The sequence below is a fragment of the Aeromonas media genome, assembly GCF_000819985.1.
Taxonomy (GTDB): Bacteria; Pseudomonadota; Gammaproteobacteria; order Enterobacterales; family Aeromonadaceae; genus Aeromonas; species Aeromonas media.
The window spans coordinates 1-7,752 of record NZ_CDBZ01000207.1; the positions used below are offsets into that span (position 1 = coordinate 1).

Below are 7,752 nucleotides of genomic sequence, written 5' to 3' on the forward strand. Positions count from 1 at the left end.
ACCGACATGGGGGCGGAGAGGGGAGGAGGGGGTCATGGCCATGGAATTCGGGTAGACGATGCATTGAGGCTGCATTCTGGGATGGTCGTGGGAAAAGCTCAATAAAAAAGGGAGCCTGCGAGCTCCCTTTTTTTGTCCATGTCGATGGGCGGCATCAGCCAGCCATCTGTTTTTCCTTGATTTCAGCCAGCGTCTTGCAGTCGACACAGAGGTCGGCAGTCGGACGGGCTTCCAGACGACGAATGCCGATTTCGATACCGCAATGTTCGCAGTAACCAAAGTCGTCTTCTTCGAGCAGCAGCAAGGTCTTCTCGATCTTCTTGATCAGCTTGCGTTCACGGTCGCGGGTGCGCAGTTCGAGTGCGAACTCTTCTTCCTGCGCGGCGCGATCGACCGGATCCGGGAAGTTTGCAGCCTCATCCTTCATGTGGTCGACGGTGCGGTCAACTTCCTGCATCAGTTGGTTGCGCCAGGCTCCCAGGATCTTGCGAAAATGTACCTTTTGTTGGTCATTCATGTACTCCTCACCGGCTTTCACCTGATAAGGCTCTACACCCGCAATGGCCAGGGGGCCCAGAGATTTCCTGTTTTCGCCTGTTGGCATGCCCTGTCTCCTAATTCAGCACGCTACCCGTGCCATCCATAAATTGAGGGCGGTATCTATAGCAGAAGGGTCAACGGGAGGCAAACAAGCCTTGTCAATATTGTTACCCACTTCAGCATTTATTCTCAGCCCTCGGGTAGCAGGTGACCAGATTCAAATGGAATAAAATCTTGAGCCACCATGCCCTGCACCCCAACATGGGGGCGATAGCATAAAATTTCAACCCCTGCCGTAATTGCTTGCTCAACAAGCTGACTATAGTGCGGATCGATATGGGCTGCAGGGCGCACTCTCGCGATGCCGGAGTGCAACACCATGAACAGCAGCACGGCTCTGTGTCCGGCCGCCTTCATGGCCATCAATTCACGCAAGTGCTTGGCGCCACGGGTGGTGACCGCATCGGGGAAGTAGCCCATGCCCGGTTGCTCCCGCTCGTCGAGCAGGGTGACGGATTTCACCTCGATGTAACAATTCGGCCGATGTTCGTCTTCCAGCAGCAGGTCGATGCGGCTGTTCTCCTCCCCGTATTTCACCTCGGTGCGCAGCCTGGCATAACCCGCCAGCGGGGCCAGCGCCCCTTGCTCGATGAGCTCCCGGGCGATCTGGTTGGCCCGGGCGGTGTTGACGCAGATGAAGTGACCCGCCGGACTCTGGGCTATCTCCCAGCTGTGGGCCAGCTTGCGCTTGGGGTTGCTTGAGGTGGAGTACCAGACCCGGGTGCCCGGATCGGCACAACCCGTCATGGCACCGGTATTGGCGCAGTGGAGGGTGATCACCTCGTCGTTGTCGAGCTGCACATCGGTCAGGAAGCGCTTGTAGCGGGCGATGAGCAGACCGGATTGCAAGGGGGGATCGAAAATCATGAGGTCAGCTCCTCGCTGCTTGTTGCTTTGGCGCGGGCACGCAGGGGCCAGCAGGCGAGCGGCTCGTAGTGGACCCCGTCCGGCGTGCTGACGGAGCGATAGAGGCAGAAGCGATCCGCCTGCAGCACGAAGTCCGGCGCCGGCAGCGCCTCCGGGGCCTCGGCCGCCTTGCGCGACAGGGTGACATGGGGGCGATAGCCCTGCTCGCCGTTGCCGAGCCCCAGCTTCTCGCCGTGGCGACGCAGGGCCCTGGCCAGCACGTTCAGCTCGTTTGGCCACTCACTGGGTCCCACCCAGGCAGCCTTGGCGCGGGCAAACCAGCCGGTCTGATCCAGATGGACGCTGAAAGGGGGGCAGCGCTGCTGCCCGGCGGCGGCGATCAGGCTGGCCTGGGTGGCCTCGTCGGCCTCGCCGAGAAAGGCCAGGGTCAAATGCAGATTATGCTCGGGCACCGGCAGGCCGGGCCAGGGGCGCCGTTCGCGCCAGTCGATCAGAGCGGGGGCAAGCTGGTGTAGGGGCAGGGCAAAGAAGAGTCTGGGCATGCGCAGCGTCGATCCTCGTGGTACTCACATGAGAGGACCATTCTATGGCAGCTCGTCTGCGGATGTCTCCTGGTCGCGTCTCGCGCCTATGTGAGCAGAGCTGTCGTGCCGACGGAGCATTCCCCTGGCCAACCCCAACCGGTTGGTGCGCCCCCGGCACGGCTGCTGACGGTGGGCGGCTGGCTGTGGCAGAATGGGCGCCGTTTTCCTGGTCATCACAGAAGGGCTCCACCGTTTTGTCCCAACTCCCCATCGTCTCGGTGCTGCCCGAGCTGTTTGATGCCATCGACAGCCACGTCAGCGTGATCCTGCAGGCCCCTCCCGGCGCGGGCAAGTCGACCCTGCTGCCCCTGGAGCTGGTGCGCCGAAACCGGCTGCCCGGCCGCATCATCATGCTGGAGCCCCGCCGCCTCGCGGCGCGCAACATCGCGAGCTTCCTGGCGCGCCAGCTCGGAGAGAAGGTGGGGGAGCGCATCGGGCTGCGGGTGCGGGGCGAGAGTCGCACCAGTGCCGCGACCCGGCTCGAGATAGTGACCGAGGGGGTGCTGACCCGGATGTTGCAGCAGGATCCCGAGCTTGCCGGGGTGTCGCTCGTCATTTTCGATGAGTTCCACGAACGCAGCCTGCATGCCGATACCGCGCTGGCCTTCGCCATCGAGAGCCAGCAGGGGCTGCGCGATGATCTCCGCTTGCTGATCATGTCCGCCACCCTGGACGGAATGGCGCTGGAGGCCCTGTTGCCGGGGGCCCCTGTGATCCGCTCCGAGGGGCGCGGCTTTCCCATCGACTACCACTACCGCCCCGCCAATCGCCAGCAGTGGCTGGAGCCCCAGGTGGGCGCCGTGGTGCTGGAGGCGCTGGCGGCCCACGCGGGCAGTGCCCTGGTGTTCCTGCCGGGACAGGGGGAGATAGAGCGGCTCGCCCAGTGGCTGGAAGGGCGCCTGCCGGACGACGTGCGTCTCGCCCCTCTCTATGGCCGGCTTGACATGGCGGCGCAACAGGCGGCCATCGAGCCCGCCCCGGCGGGGAGCCGCAAGCTGGTGCTCACCACCAATGTGGCGGAGACCTCCCTCACCATAGAGGGGGTCTCTGTGGTCATCGACAGCGGGCTGGAGCGGCGCGCCACCTTCGATATGAGAAGTGGCGTCACCCGGCTGGAGACCCGTCAGATTGCCAGGGCCTCCGCCACCCAGCGGGCGGGCCGTGCCGGCCGTCTCGGCCCCGGGGTTTGTTACCGGCTTTGGAGCGCCGAGGTGCAGGAGCGCCTCGCCGAGCAGAGCCCGCCGGACATTCTCACCCAGGAGCTGACCGGTCTGCTGCTGGACGCCGCCCAGTGGGGCGCCAGGGTGGAGAGCCTGCCGCTGCTGGACATGCCCCCCTCTGCTGCGGTGGCGAGTGCCCGTCGCCTGCTGGTGGCCCTTGGCGCCATGAAGCCGGAGGCTGAGCAACAACTCACTCCGGCCGGCCGCACCATGGCCGCCTTCGGCACTCATCCCCGTCTGGCGCGCATGCTGTTGCGGGCCCGGGAGCTGGAGGCCGAGGGTCTGACAGGGATTGTCGCCGATGCGGCATTCCTGGTGGCGCTGCTGGAAGAAGATCTGCGAGGATCTGAGCGCCTCTCCGTGCTCTTCCATCGCCGCCAGGGGGCCTTGCGTCAGGGGGCCGCCCGCTGGTTCGAACGCCTGGGGGCACGCCCTGCCAATGCACAGGGGCAGTGGCTGGGGCTGCTGTGCGCCCTCGCCTGGCCGGATCGGATAGGCAAGCTGCGCAGCGGCAGCCGCTATCAACTCAGTGGTGGGATCGGCTGCGATCTGGTAGAAGGTCACCCATGTCAGGGACAGGGGGCCCTGATCGCCATCGAGATGGGGCAGAACGATCGCGGCAGCCGCATCTTCATCGCCGAGCCGGTGGCGCTGGACGAGCTGGTACGCCAACTGCCGGAGCTGGTCAGCGAGCGCCAGTGGTTCGACTGGGACGAGCGCGAGGAGCGGGTGCGGGCCGAGCGCCAGCAGGTGATCGGCGAACTGGTGCTCGGCCAGCGGCCGCTGACGGATCTCTCCGACGAACAGAAGGGGCGCTGCCTGTTGCAGGGCATTCGTCGCAAGGGGCTGCACGTGCTGCCCTGGGACGAGGGCAGCGAAGGCTTGCTGGCCCGATTGCGCTGCGCGGCCGACTGGCTGCCGGACGAGGGTTGGCCCGCCGTGGACGACGAGAGTCTGCTGGCCCGGCTGGAGGAGTGGCTCTTGCCTGCCCTGAGTGGCATGACCCGGCTGGAGCAGCTCAAAAGGCTCAACCTCTCCGATCTGCTGCGGCAGTCCTTGCCCTGGCCCTTGCCAAAACGGCTGGACGAGGCGCTGCCGAGCCACTTCAGCGCGCCGACCGGCAGTCGGGTACGGATCCGCTATCAGCCGGGGCAGGCCCCGGTGATCCCGGTGCGCATTCAGGAGATGTTCGGGCAGGGCACTACCCCTTGCGTGGCCGATGGCCGGGTGCCCCTGGTGGTGGAGCTGCTCTCCCCGGCCCAGCGGCCGCTGCAGATCACTGCCGATCTCGCCGCCTTCTGGGCGGGATCCTATGAGCAGGTGAAGAAAGAGATGAAGGGACGTTACCCCCGCCACTACTGGCCGGACAATCCGCTGGAGGCGATGCCGACCAAAGTCACCAAGAAGAAGATGGGGCTGTAGGTTGGTGCTGAGCGTAGCGAAGCCCAACTCCAGCAGACAGCCCTCACCCTAGCCCTCTCCGAGAGGGAGAGGGAACCGAGTGAGGTTGGTGTTTGCGCCCTTCTCCTCTCCTTTTTCAAAGACATGGGAGAAGGGGTGGGGATGAGGGGCCGGGCATCCATTTGTCTGGCGAAGCGAAACCCAGGATCCAGGTTCGATTGGTTAAGCCCGATCGGCCGTTCGCGAATGCGACATCACAAGTAGAAAGGAAAGCAAAGAGGAATTATGGCAACCCAACGACGCAAGAGCCCCCCCAAGAAGGCAGCTCCCAAGCGCACCATCTGGCGCACCCTGTTCTGGCTTGGCTTCAAGCTCTCCCTGGTGGTGGCGGCCTTCATGGTGGTGTTTGGTATCTACCTCGATACCAAGGTGCGCGAGCGCTTCGACGGGGAGAAGTGGCAGTTGCCCGTGATGGTCTACAGCCGTCCACTGGAGCTCTACCCCAGCCAGCGTCTCTCCCAGACCCAGATGCTGCGGGAGCTCAACATGCTGAGCTACAAGCAGGTGCGCCAGCCCCACACCCCGGGAGAGTATGCGGTCAACGGCAATCGCATCGAGCTGGTGCGCCGTCCGTTCGAGTTCCATGACGGCGCCGACGGCGCCCGTGGCTTGCGCCTCACCTTCAACGGTGCGCGGCTGGAGGGGATTCAGTCCCTGGAGAACCAGCGTCAGCTCGGTTATGCCCAGATGGACCCGGTGTTGCTTGATCGCCTCAACACCGAGGATCGGGAAGATCGCCTGCTGGTGCGCATCGCCGAGGTGCCGGACAGCCTGCTGGTGACCCTGCTGACCACCGAAGATCGGGACTTCTACCAGCACGGCGGCGTCTCGCCGGTGGCCATCATGCGCGCCATGGTAGCCAACCTGCTGGCGGGTCGTACCGTACAGGGGGGCAGTACCCTCACCCAGCAGCTCGCCAAGAACTTCTTCCTGACCCGGGAGCGCAGCCTGTGGCGCAAGGCGCAGGAAGCCTATATGGCGGTGCTGATTGACTACCGCTACAGCAAGGACGAAATCCTGGAAGCCTACCTCAACGAGGTCTATCTGGGGCAGAACTTCTCCCAGGGGGTCTATGGCTTCGGGCTCGCCTCCTACTTCTACTTCGGCATCCCGGTCAACGAGCTGGACATCGATCAGGTGGCCCTGCTGGTGGGCATGGTGAAGGGGCCCTCCTATTACGATCCCTGGCGCTTCCCCGAGCGGGCCAAGGCGCGCCGGGATCTGGTGCTGAAACTGCTGATGGAGCACGGCAGCCTGACCCAGGCCGAGTATGAGCTGGCCAGCAAGCAGCCCCTTGGCATCATAGCCAGGGGCCAGATGAGCTATGGTCGCACCCCGGCCTTCATGGGGCTGCTCAAGAGGGAGATCCAGAACCGCTTCGGCCCGGATCTGCTCAAGCAGTCCGGCCTCAAGATCTTCACCAGCCTGGATCCCATCGCCCAGCATGCCGCCGAGCAGGCGGTGCAGACCGGCCTCGCCACCATCGAGAAGCAGCGCGGCAAGAAGAAGCTGGAGGCGGCCATGGTGGTCTCCGACTGGCACAAGGGCGAGGTGGTCGCCATGGTGGGGGGACGGGATCCCCGTTACGCCGGTTTCAACCGTGCCCTGGATGCCCGTCGCCAGATAGGCTCCCTGGTGAAACCGGCTGTCTATCTCACCGGCCTCTCCAACGGCCTGACCCTGGGCACGCCGCTCAAGGACCAGCCGATCCGCATCCGTGGTCAGGATGGCCAGATCTGGACGCCGCAGAACTACGATCGCAAGTTCCGCCAGAGCGTGCCGCTGATGGAGGCGCTCGCCAGCTCCCTCAACGTGCCGACCGTCAATCTGGGTCTTCAGGTGGGGCTCGACAAGGTGGTGGACACCCTGCACAAGCTGGGGGTTCAGCAGGAGATCCAGCCCTATCCCTCTCTGGTGCTGGGGGCGGTGGCGCTCTCGCCCATGGAGGTGAACCAGATGTACCTGCCCATCGCGAACCAGGGGCTGACCCAGCCGTTGTCGGCGATCCGCGCCGTGGTGAACGGCGATGGCAGCCAGCTCTATCAGCATGACGAGACCGCCAAGCGGGTGACGGATCCTCAGGCCAGCTGGCTGACCCTGTTCGCCATGACCAAGACGGTGAGCCAGGGCACGGCCCGGGCGCTCGGTGCCAAGTTCCCCGGCGCCACCATGGCCGCCAAGACCGGGACCACCAACGAGCTGCGGGACTCCTGGTTTGCCGGGATGGACAACAATGAACTGGTGAGCATCTGGGTCGGTCGGGATGACAACCAGCCCGCCGGGTTGACCGGGGCCAGCGGTGCCTTGCAGCTGTTCAGCGGTTACATGAGCCAGCGCGGCGTCAACAGCCTGGGGTTGAAGATGCCGGAAGGGGTGAGCTGGGCCAGCTTCTCTCGCAGCAGCGGCGCCCGGGTCGCGAGCGATTGCCCCGGCAGTCTGCAGGTGCCGGCCAAGCTGGCGGGACTGAGCGAGCCGATGAGCTGCGCCAGCCCGGTATCCAACCCGGTCAACGCGCTGGATCAGTGGTTCGGCGGCTTCTTCAACTAACGGAGACGGGTAGCCCAGGCTGCCCGTTTTACAAGGATTGCCATGACACTTTCCCTGCTCGGCGGCATTCACCATGTGGCCATCATCGCCAGCGACTATGAGCGCTCGCGCCACTTCTACCACCAGGTGCTGGGGCTGCCCATCCTGGCGGAGACACTGCGGGCCGAACGCCAGTCCTGGAAGCTGGATCTGGCGCTGCCTGACGGCAGCCAGCTGGAGCTGTTCAGCTTTCCCGCCCCTCCTGCGCGCCCCTCGAGGCCGGAGGCGTGTGGTCTGCGGCACCTGGCGTTTCGGGTGCAGGCGCTCGATCCCGTCATCGCCCATTTGGAGCAGCACGGGGTGGCCGTGGAGTCGGTACGGGTGGACGAGCTGACCGGCAGCCGCTTCACCTTCTTCGCAGACCCGGACGGCCTGCCGTTGGAGCTCTACGAGGTCGATGCGGAGCCGGCATGAGCGCAATGCTGATCAGTTAA

At 64.8% G+C, this 7,752-nt stretch carries 6 protein-coding genes; 3 read left to right on the forward strand and 3 right to left on the reverse strand.

The window, feature by feature from the left end:
• Positions 1-154 precede the first annotated feature (154 nt).
• From dksA to thpR, 3 genes are all read right to left on the reverse strand, one after another.
• On the reverse strand, positions 155-604 hold the full coding sequence (dksA, locus tag BN1127_RS18420; RefSeq protein ID WP_005329052.1) for an RNA polymerase-binding protein DksA: 450 nt from the start codon (positions 602-604) through the stop codon (positions 155-157).
• Positions 605-729: 125 nt separating this feature from the next.
• Complete coding sequence (sfsA, locus tag BN1127_RS18425; protein WP_005327571.1) at positions 730-1,467, reverse strand: DNA/RNA nuclease SfsA; 738 nt, start codon at positions 1,465-1,467, stop codon at positions 730-732.
• Positions 1,464-2,009, reverse strand: coding sequence for an RNA 2',3'-cyclic phosphodiesterase (gene thpR, locus BN1127_RS18430; protein WP_005327573.1), 546 nt, complete (start codon positions 2,007-2,009; stop codon positions 1,464-1,466). The genes sfsA and thpR overlap by 4 nt, the downstream gene beginning before the upstream one ends.
• Before the next feature lie 236 nt (positions 2,010-2,245).
• Between thpR and hrpB the strand changes: the two genes are divergently transcribed.
• The 3 genes from hrpB (at position 2,246) to gloA2 (ending at position 7,732) form a co-directional block, all read left to right on the forward strand.
• Positions 2,246-4,693, forward strand: coding sequence for an ATP-dependent helicase HrpB (hrpB, locus tag BN1127_RS18435; protein WP_042650421.1), 2,448 nt, complete (start codon positions 2,246-2,248; stop codon positions 4,691-4,693).
• 264 nt (positions 4,694-4,957) lie between these two features.
• Positions 4,958-7,279: a penicillin-binding protein 1B gene (mrcB, locus tag BN1127_RS18440; RefSeq protein WP_005327576.1), complete on the forward strand. Its 2,322-nt coding sequence runs from the start codon at positions 4,958-4,960 to the stop codon at positions 7,277-7,279.
• Between the two features lie 42 nt (positions 7,280-7,321).
• On the forward strand, positions 7,322-7,732 hold the full coding sequence (gene gloA2, locus BN1127_RS18445; protein WP_042650422.1) for an SMU1112c/YaeR family gloxylase I-like metalloprotein: 411 nt from the start codon (positions 7,322-7,324) through the stop codon (positions 7,730-7,732).
• The last annotated feature ends 20 nt before the right edge of the window (positions 7,733-7,752 follow it).